This is a genomic window from Pseudomonas sp. A0308 (assembly GCF_044218815.1).
GTDB lineage: Bacteria > Pseudomonadota > Gammaproteobacteria > Pseudomonadales > Pseudomonadaceae > Aquipseudomonas > Aquipseudomonas iridis.
Window position 1 is genome coordinate 2,824,733 of the sequence record NZ_CP162581.1, and the last position, 16,364, is coordinate 2,841,096.

The 16,364-nt window shown below is 62.6% G+C and carries 17 protein-coding genes; all 17 read left to right on the plus strand.

Features of this window, described 5'->3' with window-relative positions; all coding sequences use genetic code 11:
- The first annotated feature begins 7 nt into the window (after window positions 1-7).
- Entirely contained in the window at window positions 8-262 is a 255-nt protein-coding gene (locus AB4P92_RS12965; protein ID WP_042557293.1) for an acyl carrier protein, read from the plus strand.
- A complete protein-coding gene (locus tag AB4P92_RS12970) occupies window positions 259-804 on the plus strand; it encodes a hypothetical protein (protein ID WP_261736259.1) in 546 nt (181 codons plus the stop codon). The genes AB4P92_RS12965 and AB4P92_RS12970 overlap by 4 nt, the downstream gene beginning before the upstream one ends.
- Window positions 801-2,480, plus strand: a complete 1,680-nt coding sequence (locus tag AB4P92_RS12975; RefSeq protein ID WP_261736258.1) for an acyl-CoA synthetase family protein — start codon at window positions 801-803, stop codon at window positions 2,478-2,480. Before AB4P92_RS12970 ends, AB4P92_RS12975 begins: the two co-directional genes overlap by 4 nt.
- Window positions 2,473-3,207, plus strand: a complete 735-nt coding sequence (locus AB4P92_RS12980; RefSeq protein ID WP_261736257.1) for a glycosyltransferase family 2 protein — start codon at window positions 2,473-2,475, stop codon at window positions 3,205-3,207. The genes AB4P92_RS12975 and AB4P92_RS12980 overlap by 8 nt, the downstream gene beginning before the upstream one ends.
- Window positions 3,204-4,151 (plus strand): glycosyl transferase, encoded by a 948-nt coding sequence (locus AB4P92_RS12985; RefSeq protein ID WP_395599491.1) that lies wholly within the window; start codon window positions 3,204-3,206, stop codon window positions 4,149-4,151. Before AB4P92_RS12980 ends, AB4P92_RS12985 begins: the two co-directional genes overlap by 4 nt.
- On the plus strand, window positions 4,132-5,676 hold the full coding sequence (gene hutH / locus AB4P92_RS12990) for a histidine ammonia-lyase (RefSeq protein WP_395599492.1): 1,545 nt from the start codon (window positions 4,132-4,134) through the stop codon (window positions 5,674-5,676). The genes AB4P92_RS12985 and hutH overlap by 20 nt, the downstream gene beginning before the upstream one ends.
- Window positions 5,669-6,094: a thioesterase family protein gene (locus AB4P92_RS12995; RefSeq protein ID WP_095187415.1), complete on the plus strand. Its 426-nt coding sequence runs from the start codon at window positions 5,669-5,671 to the stop codon at window positions 6,092-6,094. The genes hutH and AB4P92_RS12995 overlap by 8 nt, the downstream gene beginning before the upstream one ends.
- Complete coding sequence (locus AB4P92_RS13000; RefSeq protein ID WP_395599493.1) at window positions 6,091-6,693, plus strand: outer membrane lipoprotein carrier protein LolA; 603 nt, start codon at window positions 6,091-6,093, stop codon at window positions 6,691-6,693. The genes AB4P92_RS12995 and AB4P92_RS13000 overlap by 4 nt, the downstream gene beginning before the upstream one ends.
- Window positions 6,677-9,016: an MMPL family transporter gene (locus AB4P92_RS13005; protein ID WP_395599494.1), complete on the plus strand. Its 2,340-nt coding sequence runs from the start codon at window positions 6,677-6,679 to the stop codon at window positions 9,014-9,016. Before AB4P92_RS13000 ends, AB4P92_RS13005 begins: the two co-directional genes overlap by 17 nt.
- Window positions 9,013-10,176, plus strand: coding sequence for a sodium:proton antiporter (locus AB4P92_RS13010; RefSeq protein ID WP_395599495.1), 1,164 nt, complete (start codon window positions 9,013-9,015; stop codon window positions 10,174-10,176). Before AB4P92_RS13005 ends, AB4P92_RS13010 begins: the two co-directional genes overlap by 4 nt.
- Window positions 10,163-11,410, plus strand: coding sequence for an NAD(P)/FAD-dependent oxidoreductase (locus AB4P92_RS13015; RefSeq protein ID WP_395599496.1), 1,248 nt, complete (start codon window positions 10,163-10,165; stop codon window positions 11,408-11,410). The genes AB4P92_RS13010 and AB4P92_RS13015 overlap by 14 nt, the downstream gene beginning before the upstream one ends.
- A complete protein-coding gene (locus AB4P92_RS13020; RefSeq protein WP_395599497.1) occupies window positions 11,407-12,132 on the plus strand; it encodes a class I SAM-dependent methyltransferase in 726 nt (241 codons plus the stop codon). Before AB4P92_RS13015 ends, AB4P92_RS13020 begins: the two co-directional genes overlap by 4 nt.
- Window positions 12,133-12,263: 131 nt before the next feature.
- Window positions 12,264-12,746 carry a hypothetical protein gene (locus AB4P92_RS13025; RefSeq protein WP_047299411.1) on the plus strand — a complete coding sequence of 161 codons (483 nt, stop codon included), beginning with the start codon at window positions 12,264-12,266 and terminating at the stop codon, window positions 12,744-12,746.
- A complete protein-coding gene (locus tag AB4P92_RS13030; RefSeq protein WP_395599498.1) occupies window positions 12,743-13,939 on the plus strand; it encodes a beta-ketoacyl-[acyl-carrier-protein] synthase family protein in 1,197 nt (398 codons plus the stop codon). The genes AB4P92_RS13025 and AB4P92_RS13030 overlap by 4 nt, the downstream gene beginning before the upstream one ends.
- Window positions 13,936-14,400 (plus strand): hotdog family protein, encoded by a 465-nt coding sequence (locus AB4P92_RS13035; protein ID WP_042557279.1) that lies wholly within the window; start codon window positions 13,936-13,938, stop codon window positions 14,398-14,400. Before AB4P92_RS13030 ends, AB4P92_RS13035 begins: the two co-directional genes overlap by 4 nt.
- Window positions 14,393-15,121, plus strand: a complete 729-nt coding sequence (locus AB4P92_RS13040; protein ID WP_047299408.1) for a 3-ketoacyl-ACP reductase FabG2 — start codon at window positions 14,393-14,395, stop codon at window positions 15,119-15,121. Before AB4P92_RS13035 ends, AB4P92_RS13040 begins: the two co-directional genes overlap by 8 nt.
- Window positions 15,121-16,347 carry a beta-ketoacyl-ACP synthase gene (locus AB4P92_RS13045; RefSeq protein WP_047299407.1) on the plus strand — a complete coding sequence of 409 codons (1,227 nt, stop codon included), beginning with the start codon at window positions 15,121-15,123 and terminating at the stop codon, window positions 16,345-16,347. Before AB4P92_RS13040 ends, AB4P92_RS13045 begins: the two co-directional genes overlap by 1 nt.
- The last annotated feature ends 17 nt before the right edge of the window (window positions 16,348-16,364 follow it).

Genomic DNA, 16,364 nt, shown 5'->3' on the forward strand with positions numbered 1-16,364 from the left:
CCGGACCATGCAAACTCGTGACGATATTTTCAACACCCTGCGTGATGCCCTGGTCGAGCTGTTCGAACTGGATCCCTCCCGTGTAAGCCTGGATTCCAACCTGTATCAGGATCTGGAGATCGACAGCATCGACGCGGTCGATCTGATCGACCACATCAAGCGCCAGACCGGCAAGAAGATCGCCGCCGAAGAATTCAAATCAGTGCGCACTGTCGGTGACGTGGTCGAGGCGGTCTACCGTCTGGTTCACCCGGCCGCATGAGCCGACTGATCGGCCTCGGCCTGTTGCTGGCCGGTCTGCTGTATCCCTTTGCGGTGTATTTCGGCATGGAGCACTTTGCCCCGTGGCAGTTCGGCCTGCTGCTGGGCAGCCTGTGGCTGGCGCGAGCACTGGTCGGCGAACGCAAACCCGGCAGTCTGTGGATGGCCTGCGTGGCGATCATGTTTTGCCTGTTGCTGGCGCTGTTCGACAGCCCGCTTTTGCTGCGCTGGTATCCGGTGCTGATCAGCGGTTTCATGCTGGTGCTGTTCAGCCTGAGCCTGAAATACGGCCCGCCGATGGTCGAACGCCTGGCGCGGCTGCGTGAACCGCATTTGCCGGCCAACGCAATTGCCTACACGCGCAAGGTCACGGTGGCCTGGAGCGTGTTTTTCTTCTGCAACGGTTTGTGCGCCGCGCTCCTGACCCTGTGGGCGCCGCTGAGTTGGTGGATGTTGTACACCGGCCTGATCTCCTACGGATTGATCGGCCTGATGTTTGCCATTGAATGGCTGATACGACAACGGGTAAGAGGCCGTACATGAACTGGATAAAACTTGAGCAACTGTTGCTCAAGGCGTTGCCGGCGCGGGCGATCAGCCAGGCCCCGGCATTGGATCACGCACAGCTGTGCGAGCAGGCGTTGAGCGTGGCTGCCGGCCTGCAAGCCCAAGGCGTGCAGCGTTTGGCCGTACATCTGGAAGATGCCGCCGACCTGGCCATCGCCCTGCTCGGTGCCTGGCGCGCTGGCGTCAGCGTATTGCTGCCCTCGGACTTGCAAGCGCAAACCCGCCAGCGCTGGTCCGGCGAAGTGGATCTGTGGCTGACCGATCAAACCGGCGACAGTGGTTTAGCTGAATTCCACCAGCCGCCACTTCCCGGCGCCGAGCTGGATCTGGATCAGTGTCGCTTGAGCCTGTGCACTTCCGGCTCCAGCGGCGAGCCCAAGCGCATCGACAAGACCCTGCGCCAGCTGGCCAATGAGGTCGAGGCGCTGGAACAGCTGTGGGGCGCGGATCTCGCCGAGTCATGCATCATCGGCAGCGTCGCCACCCAGCACATCTACGGTTTGCTGTTTCGCGTGTTGTGGCCGCTGTGCGCCGGGCGAACGTTCGTGCGCAAACAACTGGCATTCCCCGAAGACCTGCAACGCGCCAGCCGCGAGTATCCAGCCTTCGCCTGGGTTGCCAGCCCGGCGCTGCTCAAGCGCATGGGCGACAATCTCGACTGGCCGGCCCTGAGCGCTGTGCGCCGGGTGTTTTCCTCGGGCGGCGCACTGCCTGTAGACGCGGCTCAAAGCCTGCAGCAACGCTTGCAACAGTGGCCGACTGAAATCCTCGGCAGCTCGGAAACTGGCGGCATCGCCTGGCGCCAGGGTGAGCAGCTGTGGCAGCCGTTCGCCGGTGTCGAATTGAGTCAGGACAACGACGGTGCACTGCTGATCGCCTCACCGTACCTGCCTGCCGGGCATGTCGAACACACCGCCGATGCAGCACGCATTGCCGCCGATGGCCGTTTCGAACTGCTGGGTCGACTGGACCGAATCGTCAAACTCGAAGAAAAACGCATTTCCTTGCCGATGCTTGAGCAAGCCCTGGTCGCCCACGACTGGGTTGCCGAAGCGCGCTTGGGCGTTGTTCAGGAAAATCGTGCGTCCCTCGGCGCCTTGCTGGTGCTCAGCGAGTCCGGCCTGTTTGCTCTGCGCGAACACGGTCGACGTAGCCTGACCGAAGCCCTGCGCCTGCACTTGAAAGAGCACTGCGAAGCCCTGGCCCTGCCGCGTCGCTGGCGATTGCTGCGGCAAATGCCGCTCAACAGCCAGGGCAAACTGCCGCAGGCGGATATCGAGGCGCTGCTGCTCGGCCCTCGTCCGAAAGCCCCCGAGGTGCTGGAGCAAACCGAAACAGACGGCGAATGGAGCCTGCAACTGAGCGTGCCGCCGGATCTGGCGTACTTCAGCGGCCACTTCCCCAAAGCCCCCGTGTTACCCGGCGTGGTGCAAGTGGAATGGGCACTGAACCTCGCTCGGCAACTGCTCAACCTGAGCGGTGCCTTCGCTGGCATGGAAGTGCTGAAATTCCAGCAACTGGTGCGTCCCGGCGATGAAATCCAGCTGCACCTGCGCTTCGATCCCGAACGCGGCAAATTGTATTTCGCCTATCGCAATGACATGGCGACCTGTTCCAGTGGCCGCATCCTTCTGGAGACTGGCAATGCATAACCCCTGCGCCGTGATCCCGGTCTACAACCACGAAACCGCGATCACCACCGTTGTCGACGCCCTGCTCGCCCAAGGTCTGCCGTGCCTGCTGGTGGACGACGCCAGCAAGCAGTCCTGCGCGCGGGTGCTGGACGTGCTGGCCGAGCGCGACAACGTCCATCTGGTGCGGCTAACCATCAATCAGGGCAAGGGCGGCGCGGTGATGACCGGCCTGCGCGAAGCCTCGCGCCTGGGCTTCAGCCACGCGCTACAGGTCGACGCTGACGGTCAGCACGATCTGCACGACGTTGCCCGCTTCGTTGAGGAGTCCCGCGCACATCCGCAAGCGATGATCTGCGGCTATCCGCTGTTCGACGAAAGCGTGCCCAAGGGCCGCTTGTACGCGCGCTACCTGACCCACGTGATGGTCTGGATCAACACACTGTCGCTGCAGATCCGCGATTCGATGTGTGGCTTTCGCGTCTATCCGGTTGCAGCGACGCTGGCGGTGATCGACTCGGCCAAGGTCGGCAAACGCATGGATTTCGACTCGGACATTCTGGTGCGCCTGGCGTGGCGCAATCAGCCGATGCGCTGGCTGGAAACCAGCGTGCATTACCCGCTGGATGGCGTCTCGCACTTCCGGCTGTTCCATGACAACGCGCTGATTTCGAGCATGCACACGCGGCTGTTCTTCGGCATGTTGCTGCGCTTTCCGGTGATCCTCTGGCGACGGTGGCGGACATGACCGTCGATACCGAAAAGAAGCACTGGGCCGACCGCGAGGAACGCGGCAGTTTCCTGCTGATGAAATTCACCGCGCTAGCCGCCAAGGTGCTTGGTCGCCGCCTGCTGAGCCCGTTGTTATACGGCATCGTCCTGTACTTTTTCCTGTTCGGCCGCACGGCCCGACACAGCGCCCGGCAATACCAGCAGCACCTGGCCGACTGGAGCCAACGCGAAGACTTGCGCCCAAGCCATTGGCGGGTGTTCGGCCAGTTCATGGCGTTCGCCGACTCGCTACTCGACAAGCTCGACGTGTGGAACGGCAAACTGCGCATCGAGCAAATCGAAATCATCGACCCGGCGCTGCTGCGCACTCAGTTGCGCGGCAGTCGCGGGCAATTGCTGGTCGGCGCGCACCTGGGCAATCTCGAAGTGTGCCGGGCGCTGGCGGAGATCGGCGAAAAGGTCACGATGAACGTGTTGGTGCACACCAAGCACGCCGAGCAGTTCAACCGCTTGCTGGGGGAAGCCGGGGCGACCAATCTGCGCCTGATCCAGGTCAGCGAACTCGACCCGGTGATCATGCTGCAATTGCACGAACGCCTGGAGCGCGGCGAGTGGCTGGCGATTGCCGGCGACCGTGTGCCGCTGCACGGCGGCCGTAGCGTGACCGTGGACTTCCTCGGCCATCCGGCACCATTCCCGCAAGGCCCATGGCTGCTGGCCGGGCTCCTCAAATGCCCGGTCAATCTGCTGATGTGCCTCAAGCAACCCGACGGCCATTATCGCCTGACCCTCGAACCCTTCGCCGACGCCATAGTGTGGAAGCGCAGCGAGCGCGAGCAGGTCATTCATCAGTGGGCCACCCGCTACGCGCAGCGCCTGAGTCACTATTGCCTTGAAGCTCCGCAGCAATGGTTCAACTTTTACCCTTTCTGGAAGACCGATGACGACGCCAACCCATGAGCCGGTAACCTTCGGCGAACGCCCTCTGCGCATCGAAGACGTGCTGGCCCTGGCCAACCGTCAGGCGCCCGTAAAGTTGCAGAGCGACGCCGATTACCGCGAGCGGATCGCCAAGGGCGCACGGTTCCTCGATTCGCTGCTGGACAAGGAAGGCGTGATCTACGGCGTGACCACCGGTTACGGTGATTCCTGCGTGGTCGCGGTGCCGCTGCATCACGTCGAGGCGCTGCCGCGTCATCTCTACACTTTCCACGGTTGCGGGCTGGGCAAACTGCTCGACGCCCAAGCCACCCGCGCAGTGCTGGCGGCGCGTTTGCAGTCGCTTTGCCACGGCGTTTCCGGGGTGCGGATTGAACTGCTCGAGCGCCTGCACGCCTTCCTCGAATACGACATCCTGCCGCTGATTCCCGAAGAAGGCTCGGTTGGCGCCAGCGGCGATCTGACGCCGCTGTCCTACGTCGCGGCAACCCTGTCCGGTGAGCGTGAAGTGATGTTCCGTGGCGAGCGCCGTCAAGCGGCCGACGTCCATCGCGAACTCGGCTGGACGCCGTTGGTGTTGCGCCCCAAAGAAGCGTTGGCACTGATGAACGGCACCGCCGTGATGACCGGCCTCGCCTGCCTCGCCTACGCCCGCGCCGATTACCTGTTGCAACTGGCTACCCGCATCACCGCGCTGAACGTCGTGGCGCTGCAAGGCAATCCGGAGCATTTCGACGAACGCCTGTTCGCCGCCAAGCCACACCCGGGGCAGATGCAAGTGGCCGCGTGGCTGCGCAAGGATCTGGCAATCGACGCGCCGACCGCGCCGCTGCACCGCTTGCAGGATCGCTACTCGCTGCGCTGTGCTCCGCATGTCCTCGGCGTGTTGGCCGACAGCCTGAACTGGCTGCGTTCGTTCATCGAGATCGAACTCAACAGCGCCAACGACAACCCGATCATCGACGCCGAAGCCGAGCGTGTGCTGCACGGCGGGCACTTCTACGGCGGGCACATCGCGTTCGCCATGGACAGCCTGAAAAACCTCGTGGCCAACGTCGCCGACCTGCTCGACCGTCAACTCGCGCTGCTGGTCGATGAACGTTACAACCACGGTTTGCCGAGCAATCTGTCCGGCGCCACGGCGGATCGGGCGATGCTCAACCACGGCTTCAAGGCTGTGCAGATCGGCACCAGCGCCTGGACCGCCGAAGCGTTGAAAAACACCATGCCGGCCAGCGTCTTCTCGCGCTCCACCGAGTGCCACAACCAGGACAAGGTGAGCATGGGCACCATCGCTGCCCGTGATGCGATCCGCGTGCTGGAGCTGACCGAACAGGTCGCCGCCGCTACGCTCCTCGCCGCGAACCAAGGCGTATGGCTGCGCGCGCAAGCCGAAGACGCCCGAGCGCTGCCGCCTGCGCTGGCCGCCATGCACGAAGAACTTGCCAAGGACTTCCCGCCGGTGATCGAAGACCGCGCACTGGAAGGCGAACTGCGCCTGTGCCTGCAACGCATCGCCGCGCAACACTGGAGGCTGCATGCGTAGCGCCGGAGTACTGCACGCCGATACGGAAATCCTCGTCCCGTTCTTCGACGTCGACACCATGCACGTGGTCTGGCACGGCCATTACGTCAAATACCTCGAAGTAGCGCGCTGTGCGTTGCTCGACAAGATTGGCCACAACTACACGCACATGGTCGAATCCGGTTACGCCTGGCCGATCATCGATCTGCAACTGCGCTACGTGCGTGGCGCGGTGTTCGGCCAGAAACTCAACGTGCGCGCCAGCCTGGTCGAGTGGGAAAACCGTCTGAAGATCAACTATCTGATCACCGACCTGCAAAGCGGCGAACGCCTGACTCGCGCAAGCTCCGTGCAAGTGGCAGTCGAAGTGAGCAGCCGCGAGATGCAACTGGCTTCACCAAAAGTCTTCACTGATGCCGTGGAAAGGATGCTGCGATGAACCTGTTTTCTAAAAGTCTTGGTGCGCTGGTGCTGCTGGCGGTGTCATCACTGGCCCACGCCTTTGACCTGCAACAACTGAGCGCACAACTGGCCAAGCCGGACGTGATCCACGGCCAGTTCGTCCAGGAAAAACACCTGCGCGCCCTGCCCCAGCCGCTGATCAGCAAGGGCAGTTTCGTCCTCGCAAAAAACCAGGGCCTGCTCTGGCTGCTGAAAACCCCGCTGCAACAGGATTACCGCATTAGCGCCAAAGGCATTGCCCGGCGTGACGGCAACGGCTGGCAACTGCTGCCGAACAAAAGCGCCGGGGCCGAGCAGAACCGTTTGTTTCTCGCTGTGCTGCAAGGTGACAGCAGCGGCCTGCAACGCGACTTCGAACTGGCGCTCAGTGGCGACGCTCAACGGTGGAAACTCACCCTGACCCCACGTTCGCTGTTGCTCAAGCAAGTGTTCAGCCAGATCAACATTGACGGCGGCGAACTGGTGCAAACCATCGAACTGCTGGAAACCCAAGGCGACAGCACCGTGCTGCGCATGCAGGACAGCACCGCCGGCCAACCGTTGAGCGACGCGGAGCAACATGACTTTGCCGAGTGAACGCAAGCTGCCCTGGCTGTTCCTGATTCTGCTGCTGGCGGTCGTCGCGCTGGCCGGTTGGCAGTGGCGCGACGGTGCGCCGTTGTCCGCCAACCTGATGGAACTGGTGCCGGGCACTGACCCCGACGCCCTCGAACTGCGCGCCGAACAACGCATGCAGGAGCCTCTCAACCGCGAAATGCTGGTGCTGGTCGGCCACGCCGATCGCCAGCAAGCAGTGGCCATGGCGCAAACGCTGGGCGAGCAATGGCAAGCCAGCGGACTGTTCGAAAAAGTGCAGTGGAACCTGCAAGCAGACCTCCCGGCCCTGCGCACGCAATTGCTGCAAGGGCGGCTGGCGATGCTCTCGGCGAGTGACCGGCAACTCCTGATCGAACATCCCGACGCCTTCATTCAGCAACGGGTGCAGGCACTGTTCGACCCGTTCAGCGGTTTCAGTCTGGTGCCGAGTCAGGACGACTGGTTGGGCCTGACTGCACGCATCCAGAACAGCCAGCCGCAACACGGCGCGGTGCAGCTGGACATCGGCAGCGGTGCGTTGGTCGCCGATGCCGACGGCAAGAGCTGGGTGCTGTTGCGCGCACGCACCACCGGCAATGCCTTCGACATGAACCTGCCGCTGCAAGTGGCCGATCTGCTTAAGCACAGTCGTGATCAGGCGGCGAAATCCGACGTGCAGCTTCTGGCCGCCAGCGGTCTGCTGTACGCGGCCAGTGGTCAGCAACAGGCCACTCGCGAGATGACCTGGGTGGGCGGCGGCGCCACAGTCGGGATTCTGCTGTTGCTGCTTTTGGCGTTCCGTCGCTGGCGCGTGTTGTTGGCATTTGTGCCGGTGCTGGTGGGCATGTTGTTCGGTGCCGTGGCGTGTGTGGCGCTGTTCGGCCATATGCACGTGATGACGTTGGTACTCGGTTCCAGCCTGATCGGCGTGGCGGTGGATTACCCGCTGCACTATCTGTCGAAGAGCTGGAGCCTGAAACCGTGGCGCAGTTGGCCCGCCTTGCACCTGACCCTGCCCGGGCTGACGCTGAGCCTGATCACCAGCGCCATCGGTTATCTGGCGCTGGCGTGGACGCCCTTCCCGGCGCTGACGCAAATCGCCGTATTCTCTGCCGCCGGCTTGCTGGGCGCCTATCTGTCGGCGGTGTGCCTGCTGCCGGCGCTGTTGAAGAATGTCGAACTGCGCCCGGCGCAATGGCCGCTGCATCTGGCCAAACGGCTAATAAACCTGCGGGAAAAACTGCTGGAGCGCATCTGCACGCCAATACTGCTGGCGCTGTTGATCGCCTTCTGTGTCGGCGGTCTCGTGCAACTGCAAAGCAAAAACGACATCCGCCAATGGGTCGGCGCGCCACAGCAACTGACCGACGAAGCGCAGACCATCGCACGCATCACCGGGTATCAGCCGACCAGCCAATTCTTCCTGGTGCGCGCGGCCAATCAGCAAGAACTGCTCGCACGACAAGCGGCACTGAGCGAACGTCTGGAGCAACTGGTCAACCTCGACAAACTGCAAGGTTTTCTGGCGCTCGATCAACTGGTCAGCCCGCCAAGTCAACAAGAGCAAGTGCGCCAAGCGCTGAACAAGCTTCCACAGTTCTGGCAGCCGCTGCTCGATCTCGGCGTGCCGGTAACGGCCCTGCAAAACGAGTTGCAGCAGTTGCAAAGATTGTCCTTTGAGGACATCGACGCCGCGCTGGTCGGTCCGCTCGGCGAGCCCTACCGCACGCTGTGGCTTGGCCCGACCGAAGAGGGCGTGGCGGCGATCACCAGTCTGCAAGGCCTGAACAATTCTTCGCTGCTGCGGGTGCAGGCGCTGGATTTACCGGGGGTGGTGCTGGTGGATCGCCTCGGGGAATTGAACAGTGTTTTCGCCGCCACGCAGATCAGCGCGGCAGAACTGAAACTCGCCTCCTGCGTGTTGATCGTGCTGGTGTTGATCCTGCCGTTTGGTCTCGGCGGCGCCCTGCGCATCGTCACGCTGCCGTTGCTGGCAGCGCTGTGCAGCCTGGCCAGCCTCGGTTGGCTCGGCCAGCCGCTGACATTGTTCAGCCTGTTCGGCCTGCTGCTGGTGACAGCGATCAGCGTCGATTACGCGATTCTCATGCGTGAGCAAGTCGGCGGCGCGGCGGTGAGTCTGCTCGGCACGTTGCTGGCGGCCGTGACGACGTGGCTGTCATTCGGTTTGCTGGCGGTATCGAGCACGCCAGCAGTGAGCAACTTCGGCTTATCGGTCAGCCTCGGTCTGGCCTTCAGCTTCATGCTTGCACCGTGGGCCGGGCGTCACCCTCACACCGCAACAGTCGCGGAGCCGGCAGCATGATGGTCGTCGGATTCTGGCTGCTGGCCCTGGCGCTGTTCTTTGTCGCGACCCGCGTCGGTCGCCACTTCGGCCTGATTCCGATTGTCAGCCAGTTGCTGTTGGCGAGCTTCGGTTTGCCGCTGCTGATGTATTTCTGGATCGAACCGGGCTGGCAGCTCAGCGGCGCCGAACTGATTGCGCCGACGTGGCTGAAAGACCTCTACAGCCTGAGTTTTGCCCTGTTGCTCGGGCACATCCTCAGCGATGTGATCGACCTGCGTCTGGATCGCCAGAGCGTGAAAATCGCCGTACCGAGTTTCGCCGTGCCGTTCGCCTGTGGCCTGGCGACCGCCTATTGGCTGCTGCCAGCGCAAGCGTGGCTTAACTCGTTGGCCATCGGTCTGGTGTTCGCCATCACGGCCATTCCGGTGCTGTATCTGTATCTGCGCCACATCGACTACCCGCCCGCTGCCACACGACGGCTGGTGCAAACCGCGATCCTGATCGATCTGACCTGCTGGACCCTGTTCGGCCTCGCCCAAGGCAGTTTGCACCTGAGCAGTCTGTTGCTGCCGCTGGGGCTGGCGTGCGTGCCCTTGCTGCTGCGTTTGTTCGGTGTGCAGCGACCGCTGACTTATAGCCTCGGCTTCTTCGCGTTATTGGTGCTGGCCGAGCACTACAAACTCAATGCGCTGATTTTCGGCATCGGCTACCTGTTGTGCATGGCCACGCTGAGAATACCGCTGGTGCTGCCGTTGCCGGCGCGCTGGATGAGCCGTTTGCAGACGTGGATCGCGATCCCGTTGATCCTCACGTTCGGCATCGTGCAGATCGACGTACACGCCGCCCTCGCCAGCCTTGGCGCGCTGCAATGGGCGGCACTGCTGCTGGTGCCGATTGCCAGTAAACTGCTTGGCAACTGGCTTGGCCTCGGCTGGGCCGGTGCCTCGTTCGAGGGTGCCAGTCGCTGGCGGGAAAGCGTGCTGCTGAACATTCGCGGCCTGAGCGAAATCGTCTTTCTCAACTTGCTGTTGCAACAACAGCTAATCACCCCGGCGCTGTACTTCGCGCTGATGCTGATGGGCCTGATCGCGACGTTGCTGCCAGCCCTCATCGGCCTGCATCGCGCCCCATTGAATTCGAACAACCCACTGCCCCGGAGCTCACGTGCCAATCGTTGAAATGGAATCGCGTCAGGTCGTGATCATCGGCGCAGGCCCCTCGGGCGCCATCGCCGCCGCCCTGCTCAAGCGCAAAGGGCACGACGTGCTGGTGATCGAGCGTCAGCACTTCCCAAGGTTTTCCATCGGCGAAAGCCTGCTCAGCCATTGCCTGGACTTCGTCGAAGAAGCCGGCATGCTCGACGCCGTCAACGCCGCCGGGTTCCAGCGCAAGACCGGCGCTGCGTTTGCCTGGGGCGAGCGCTACAGCGCGTTTGATTTTGGCGACACCTTCACCAACGGCAAGCCGGCCACGTTCCAGGTGCAGCGCGCCGACTTCGACAAACTGCTGGCCGATCAAGCCGCGCTGCAAGGCGCCGAGATTCGCTATGGCGATGCCATCGTCAGCGTCGATTTCGACCGGGCAAAACCGCAGTTGGATGTGCGCCGCGAAGACGGCAGCGAATACCGCGTCGAAGCGGATTTCGTGCTGGATGCCAGCGGTTACGGTCGCGTGCTTTCACGCTTGCTGGATCTGGAGGCGCCGTCGAATTTCCCGGTGCGCCAGGCGGTGTTCACTCACGTCGAAGATCACATCGACAACCCGGCGTTCGACCGCGAAAAAATCCTCGTCACCACGCACCCGCAGCATCGCGATATCTGGTTCTGGACCATCCCGTTCAGCAATGGTCGCTGCTCGGTCGGCGTGGTCGCCGCTGCCGAACACTTCGAAGGTCGCGATACCGATCTTGACGCCTGTCTGCGCGGTTTCATCGCCGAAACGCCAAGTCTGGCCGACGTGCTCAACAACGCCGTGTGGGATACCCCGGCGCGCACCCTCGGCGGCTACGCAGCCAACGTCAAAACCCTGCACGGCCCGGGCTTTGCGTTACTCGGCAACGCGGCGGAATTTCTCGATCCGGTGTTCTCCTCCGGCGTAACCATCGCCATGCGTTCGGCGAGCATGGCGGCGGCGGTGTTGCATCGTCAGTTGCAGGGCGAAACGGTGGATTGGCAAAGCGAGTTTGCCGAGCCGCTCAAACGCGGCGTCGACACCTTCCGCTGCTATGTCGAGGGCTGGTACGCCGGGACCTTCCAGGACGTGATTTTTTATGAACAGAGCCAGGCCGACATTCGCCGGATGATCTGCTCGATTCTCGCCGGTTATGCCTGGGATGAACGTAACCCGTTCGTCAGCGAAGCTCGGCGCCGGTTGAAGATGATTTCCGAACTTTGTGCAAAGGACGCCCCATGAATTACCTGAGCGACAGCTACGTCGAGGAAACCCGCTTCGGTTTCTGGTTCCTGCGCAGCCACACCTGGCAGCATCACGTATTGCGCGTGGCAATCAACGATCTGCGTGGGCTGTTCAGCGAAGCACCGCCGGCAAACCCGGTGCTGCTCGATGCCGGTTGCGGTCAGGGCAAATCGTTCGGCCATTTGCGCCAGACCTTTGCACCTCAACGTTTGATCGGCATCGATGCCGATCCGCACAGCCTTGAATTGAGCGCCGAAGAAGCGGCGCGTCAGGGATTGCAAGTCGAGCTGATCGGCAGCGATTGCGCAACGCTCAACGTGCCGGACGCCAGTGTCGATCTGCTGTTCTGCCACCAGACCTTTCATCATCTGGTCGAGCAGGAAAAGGCCTTGGCCGAGTTTTATCGGGTGCTCAAGCCTGGCGGTTATCTGCTGTTTGCCGAATCGACCGAGGCTTACATCGATACCTGGGTGATTCGCTGGCTGTTCCGCCATCCAATGCACGTGCAGAAAAGCGCCGCGCAGTATCTGGGGATGATTCGCGAGCAGGGTTTTGAGTTTGGCGAGCGCAATGTTTCGTACCCGTATTTGTGGTGGAGCCGGTCGAAGGATTTCGGTTTGCTGGAGCGGTTTGGATTGCTCAAGCCCAAACCGTTCGGGCAGCGGGAAGAGACGCTGGTGAACGTGGTTGCGCGCAAGCCGCTGGAAGGTGAGATCTGATGTACGGCAGTCGATCAGTACACAACCCACCCTGTGGGAGCTGGCTTGCCAGCGATAGCGGTGGATCAGTCATCCTCAATATTGGACGTGCCGACGCAATCGCTGGCAAGCCAGCTCCCACAGGTTTTTGGGTGTTGCGACTGTTTTCGTTGGTCTGCATCGCGCTGCTAGGTGCCTGCGCAACTCAGGCACCACTACCAACGGGCAACCCGACTCTACCGCTGCCCCTGCAACTGCACATCGAACGCAACCTCGCCGAGCAACGCCAGGACTGGCTACTAGTGATCCAGCGTGAAGGTTCCGGCATCCGCTGGTCGATGATGGACCCGCTGGGCATTCCCCAGGCACGTCAGCAACTGATCGACGGGCGCTGGCAGGCCGATGGCCTGCTGCCGCCCAATCCCGAAGCCCGGGAGTTGTTCGCCGCGTTGCTGTTCGCCCTGACCCCGTCCGGCGAACTCCTGCGAAACTACCCCGCCGCGCAGCAACAGGGCGAGCAACGCTCCCTGCCAGCGCGCTGGAATATCCGCTACTCACAACCGTTGAGCTTCGAATTGAAACTGCCTCAAGGCCCGCACTACCGCGTCTCCCCCCTCGGTGAACCGACGCCATGACCGCCTACTTGAATGCCCTCGGCGTAATCTGCGCACTGGGCCGCGACAAGCATGAAGTTGCGCACAACCTGTTCGCTGGCGACTGCTCCGGCATGCGTCGCGAATCCGGCTGGGTGCCGGAGCGTGAGTTGCCGGTGGCCGCCGTGCACGGTGAGCTGGCAGCGATTGCGCCAGAACTCGCCGACCAGCGCAGCCGCAACAATCAGCTTTTGCTGGAAGCCGCGTTGCAGATCCGCAACGACATCGACCGGGCCATTGAGACTTATGGCCGCGAGCGCATCGGCGTGGTACTCGGCACCAGCACCTCGGGCATTGACGAAGCCAGTCGTGGTCTGGCGCATTTCCTTCGTGAACAGCAGTTCCCGAGCGGATACGACTATCGGCAACAGGAACTCGGCGCCCCGGCGAATTTCCTTGTCGACTGGCTACAACTGAGCGGTCCGGCCTACGTGATTTCCACCGCGTGCACTTCCAGCGCACGCGCCCTGATGAGTGCGCAGCGCCTGCTCGATCTCGGTCTGTGCGATGCAGTGCTCTGCGGCGGCGTCGATAGCTTGTGCAAACTGACCCTCAACGGTTTTTCATCGCTGGAAGCGGTATCCGATGAGCGCTGCAATCCGTTCTCGGCCAATCGCAACGGCATCAACATCGGCGAAGCCGCGGTGCTGTTCGTGATGAGCAAGCAACGCGGGGAGGGTCCGGCCATCGCCCTGCTCGGCGCTGGCGCCAGTTCCGATGCGCACCATATCTCGGCGCCGGAACCGAGCGGGCGCGGCGCGCTGCAAGCGATGCAAAAAGCCTTGAGTCGCGCGAAATTGCAACCCGGGCAAATCAACTATCTGAACCTGCACGGCACCGCAACCCAACACAACGACGCCATGGAAAGCCTGGCGGTCGCCACGCTGTTCCCCGACGGCGTGGCGTGCTCGTCGACCAAACCGATGACCGGTCACACGCTCGGTGCTGCCGGCGCGCTGGAAGCGGCGTTCTGCTGGCTGAGCCTGAGCGCTGACAACCCAGGCCACGCGCTACCGCCGCACGTCTGGGACGGCCAACCCGATCCCGACCTGCCAGCGCTCAAGTGGGTGACCGCAAGTGAACCCCTGACGTCCATTGCACCCCGCTACCTGATGAGCAACTCGTTTGCCTTCGGGGGCAACAACGTCAGCCTGATTATCGGAGACGCCCCATGACTGACTGGCCGCTCGCCGAACTGCTGCCTCACGCAGGCGACATGATCCTGATCGACAAGATCATCCGCTTCGACGAAGAACAGATTTACACCTGCCTCACGGTCAAGCCTGACGGCCTGTTCAGCCTGCCCGACGGCAGCCTGCCGGCGTGGGTCGGCGTCGAGCTGATGGCACAAAGCGTCGCCGCGTTCGCCGGTTGTCATGCACGGCGCAAAGGCAACCCGGTGGAACTGGGTTTCCTGCTCGGCACACGCAAGTTCGAGTGCAACGTCGAAGCGTTTCCGGCCGGCAGCGAGTTGACCGTCCACGGCATCCGCTCGCTGGAAGATGACAACGGCATGGGCGTGTTCGAATGCCACATCACTGCGCCCGGCATCCAGGCCAGCGCCCGACTGAATGTGTTCCGCCCGCCGCAACCGTCCCAATATCTGCAACAGACACAGGAGTCGAACGATGACTGAATCCGTACTGGTCACCGGTTCCAGCCGTGGCATCGGCCGCGCCATTGCCTTGCGTCTGGCGCAGGCCGGCCACGACATCGTCCTGCATTGCCGCAGCGGCGTCGCCGAAGCCCAGGCAGTGCAGGCTGAAATTCAAGCGCTGGGCCGCAACGCGCGCATCCTGCAGTTCGATGTCGCCGACCGTGAAACCTGCAAAACCATCCTCGAAGCCGACGTTGAAACCCACGGTGCCTATTACGGTGTGGTGCTCAATGCCGGGCTGACCCGCGACGGTGCCTTTCCAGCCCTGAGCGACGACGATTGGGACGTGGTGCTGCGCACCAACCTCGACGGTTTCTACAACGTCCTGCACCCGGTGATGATGCCGATGATCCGTCGCCGCGCCGCTGGTCGCATCGTTTGCATCACTTCGGTGTCGGGATTGATCGGCAACCGTGGCCAGGTCAACTACAGCGCCTCCAAGGCCGGTGTCATCGGCGCTGCAAAAGCGTTGGCGATCGAACTGGGCAAGCGCAAAATCACCGTTAACTGCGTCGCGCCAGGCCTGATCGACACAGCGATGCTCGACGAAAACGTGCCGGTGGAAGAATTGATGAAAATGATCCCCGCGCAACGCATGGGCACCCCTGAAGAGGTGGCCAGTGCGGTGAATTTCCTGATGTCGGCGGAAGCTTCGTACATCACCCGCCAGGTCCTGGCGGTCAACGGAGGCTTGTGCTGATGAAGCGCGTCGTTGTCACCGGCATGGCCGGCATCACCTCGCTGGGCAGCGACTGGCAGACCATCGCTGGCAACTTCGCGGCCAACCGCAGCGGCATCCGCCGGATGGACGAGTGGGATCGCTTCAGCGAACTGAACACGCGTCTCGCCGGCCCCATCGATGATTTCGTCGTCCCGGCGCACTGGACCCGCAAGCAACTGCGCAGCATGGGTCGGGTTTCGCGTCTGGCTGTCGGTGCAGCGGAACAAGCCCTGGCCGACGCCGGCCTGCTCGGCGACGCATCGATCAAGGACGGGCGCATGGGCGTGGCCTGCGGGTCCTCCACCGGCAGCACCGACGAGATCAAGGCGTTCGGCAACATGCTGCTCAACTCGGTGGCCGAGGGCCTCAACGCCAACTCCTACGTGCGCATGATGCCGCACACCACAGCGGCGAATATCAGCATCTTCTTCGGCCTCACCGGTCGTCTGATTCCGACGTCCAGCGCCTGCACCAGCGGCAGTCAGGGCATCGGTTATGCCTACGAGGCAATCAAGTTCGGACGCCTGCCGCTGATGCTCGCCGGCGGCGCCGAAGAACTCTGCCCGACCGAAGCGATGGTGTTCGACGCGCTCTACGCCACCAGCCTGAAAAACGACGCGCCACAGACCAGCCCACGTCCGTACGACAAGGGCCGCGATGGTCTGGTGATCGGTGAAGGTGGCGGCATGCTGGTGCTCGAAGAGCTGGAACACGCCCTTGCTCGCGGTGCACATATCCACGCCGAGATTGTCGGTTTCGGCAGCAACGCCGACGGCCAGCACACCACACGCCCGGAACAAACCACCATGCGCCGTGCGATGGAACTGGCGCTCGAAGACGCCGGGCTCACACCGGATGCGATCGGTTACGTCAATGGCCACGGCACCGCTACAGAACAAGGCGATATTGCCGAAACACTGGCGACCAGCAGCTTATTCGGTGAACGCATGCCGATCAGCTCGCAGAAGAGTTTCCTCGGCCATACGCTGGGGGCCTGCGGAGCGCTGGAGTCGTGGTTCAGCATCGAAATGCTCAACCGCGACCTGTACGTGCACACGTTCAACCTCGATGAGGTCGATCCGCACTGCGGCAAGCTCGACTATCTGCGCGGTGAATTCCGCCAGATGAGCAACGAATACGTGATGAACAACAATTTCGCTTTTGGTGGCGTCAACACCTCGTTGATTTTCCGCCGCTGGCACTGACCGCTACACGTTTGGAG

Excerpts from the sequence above, each read along its gene's own strand:
- AB4P92_RS12965 (WP_042557293.1), top strand. The coding sequence starts at position 8 with ATGCAAACTCGTGACGATATTTTCAACACCCTGCGTGATGCCCTGGTC.
- AB4P92_RS12970 (WP_261736259.1), top strand. The coding sequence starts at position 259 with ATGAGCCGACTGATCGGCCTCGGCCTGTTGCTGGCCGGTCTGCTGTAT.
- AB4P92_RS12975 (WP_261736258.1), top strand. The coding sequence starts at position 801 with ATGAACTGGATAAAACTTGAGCAACTGTTGCTCAAGGCGTTGCCGGCG.
- AB4P92_RS12980 (WP_261736257.1), top strand. The coding sequence starts at position 2,473 with ATGCATAACCCCTGCGCCGTGATCCCGGTCTACAACCACGAAACCGCG.
- AB4P92_RS12985 (WP_395599491.1), top strand. The coding sequence starts at position 3,204 with ATGACCGTCGATACCGAAAAGAAGCACTGGGCCGACCGCGAGGAACGC.
- hutH (WP_395599492.1), top strand. The coding sequence starts at position 4,132 with ATGACGACGCCAACCCATGAGCCGGTAACCTTCGGCGAACGCCCTCTG.
- AB4P92_RS12995 (WP_095187415.1), top strand. The coding sequence starts at position 5,669 with ATGCGTAGCGCCGGAGTACTGCACGCCGATACGGAAATCCTCGTCCCG.
- AB4P92_RS13000 (WP_395599493.1), top strand. The coding sequence starts at position 6,091 with ATGAACCTGTTTTCTAAAAGTCTTGGTGCGCTGGTGCTGCTGGCGGTG.
- AB4P92_RS13005 (WP_395599494.1), top strand. The coding sequence starts at position 6,677 with ATGACTTTGCCGAGTGAACGCAAGCTGCCCTGGCTGTTCCTGATTCTG.
- AB4P92_RS13010 (WP_395599495.1), top strand. The coding sequence starts at position 9,013 with ATGATGGTCGTCGGATTCTGGCTGCTGGCCCTGGCGCTGTTCTTTGTC.
- AB4P92_RS13020 (WP_395599497.1), top strand. The coding sequence starts at position 11,407 with ATGAATTACCTGAGCGACAGCTACGTCGAGGAAACCCGCTTCGGTTTC.
- AB4P92_RS13030 (WP_395599498.1), top strand. The coding sequence starts at position 12,743 with ATGACCGCCTACTTGAATGCCCTCGGCGTAATCTGCGCACTGGGCCGC.
- AB4P92_RS13035 (WP_042557279.1), top strand. The coding sequence starts at position 13,936 with ATGACTGACTGGCCGCTCGCCGAACTGCTGCCTCACGCAGGCGACATG.
- AB4P92_RS13040 (WP_047299408.1), top strand. The coding sequence starts at position 14,393 with ATGACTGAATCCGTACTGGTCACCGGTTCCAGCCGTGGCATCGGCCGC.
- AB4P92_RS13045 (WP_047299407.1), top strand. The coding sequence starts at position 15,121 with ATGAAGCGCGTCGTTGTCACCGGCATGGCCGGCATCACCTCGCTGGGC.